At 64.8% G+C, this 1,776-nt stretch carries 1 protein-coding gene; it reads left to right on the forward strand.

All coding sequences use genetic code 11. From position 1 onward, the window contains the following. The first annotated feature begins 69 nt into the window (after nt 1-69). Nucleotides 70-1,617, forward strand: a complete 1,548-nt coding sequence (locus AC5Y5O_RS31945; RefSeq protein ID WP_500028737.1) for an IS1182 family transposase — start codon at nt 70-72, stop codon at nt 1,615-1,617. Nucleotides 1,618-1,776: the final 159 nt, after the last annotated feature.

Here is a 1,776-nt window from a genome sequence, read left to right on the forward strand (position 1 = left end):
CTAGGAGGGTCCTGAATAATCCGCGTGGCGATCGGTCGGTTGGTCGCGGGTTGTTGGGATGATTTCAGGGTGCAGGGTCACTCTGATGATCAGCGGGAAATTCTGGATGCGGAGTCGGTGACGGGGCATCTGCTCAAGGCGGGCAGCGTGTTTGGGTTCCTGGCAGCGCATCGGCGGGAGCTGTTCCCCGATGAGATGTTCGCGGACTTGTTTCCCAGCGGGCGAGGCCGCCCCAGTGTTCCTGCTGATGTGATGGCCGCGATCATCACGCTGCAGGCGTTGCATGGCTTGTCTGACAGCGAGACTGTGGATGCGGTGACCTTCGATCTGCGGTGGAAGACCGCGTGCGGCATGGCGGTCACCGATGGTGCGTTTCATCCCACGACGTTGACGTACTGGCGGCGCCGGTTGGCGGCCTCGGATTCTCCGAACCGCATCTTCGAGGCGGTCAAGACCGTGATCACCCAAACCGGTGTGCTCTCGGGTAGGACCCGGCGGGCTTTGGATTCCACGATCCTCGATGACGCGGTCGCGACTCAAGACACCGTGACCCAGTTGATCGGTGCGATCCGCCGGGTCCGCCGCGAGGTGCCGGGTGCGGTCGAGGTGATCACCGCTCAGTGCACCGCCCATGACTACGACGATCCGGGTAAACCGGCGATCGCCTGGAACGACGTCCAGGCCCGGGAAACGTTGGTCGATGCCCTGGTCAGCGATGCCCATCGGTTGTTGGGGTATCTCCCCGAACAGGAACTCGGCCCCAGGGCCGCCGACGCAGTGGCCTTGTTGGCGTTGATCGCCGGCCAAGACGTCGAACCCGTCGAGGGTTCCGAGGGCACCGACGGACGGTGGCGCATCGCCCAGAACGTGGCGCCCGATCGGATCATCTCCACGATCGATCCCGACGCGCGTCACGCCCACAAGACCGTGCATCGCCGCCAGGACGGATTCAAGGCCCACGTGGCGATCGAACCCGACACCGGGATCATCACCGACTGCACGTTGAGCAAGGCCAGCGGCGCCGGCAGCGGTGACGCCGCAGTCGGGATCGTCCTGCTGGCGGGTGAGTTCGAGCCGATACGGGTGCTCGCCGACAGTGCTTATGGATCAGGGGAATTGCGCGCCGAACTGGCCGCCAGCGGCCATGTCGACGTGGTCAAACCGGCACCGACGCGTTCGGCGGTCCCAGGCGGATTCACCGTCGACGACTTCACCGTCGACCACGTCAACCGCACGGCGACGTGCCCGGCGGGGCTCACCCGAAACATCAGCCCCACCGGGGCGGCGACGTTCAAGGCAGCGTGCCGCGGCTGCCTACTACGGCAGCGGTGCACCGCCAGCGTCGCGGGCAAGACGCTGAAGGTCGCACCCCACGACAAGCTGCAACGCACCGCACGCACTGCAGCTCGAAATGTGGACTGGCTCAACGAATATCGTCAACACCGACCAATGGTCGAGCGCAGTATCGCGTGGCTGACACGCGGGAACCGTAAAGTCCGCTACCGCGGCGTGATCAAAAACGATCACTGGCTGCATCACCGCGCCGCCGCGATCAATCTGCGCCGATTGATCACCATGGGCCTCGGCCACACCGGCACCACCTGGGCCATGGCCTGACACCAAAAGGCGCAACCCTTGCCCGTACCCCTAGATCCATGCCACGCTCAACAACGGGCGGGGTGACCCTCGTGTCGACCCAGGGTCTGACTTCAACCACGCGCCACAGAGCGCTGGAGGCACCCCGCCCTCAAAACCTTTTGTTCAGGACTCTCCTAG

This window comes from Mycobacterium sp. NGS40 (assembly GCF_059812735.1).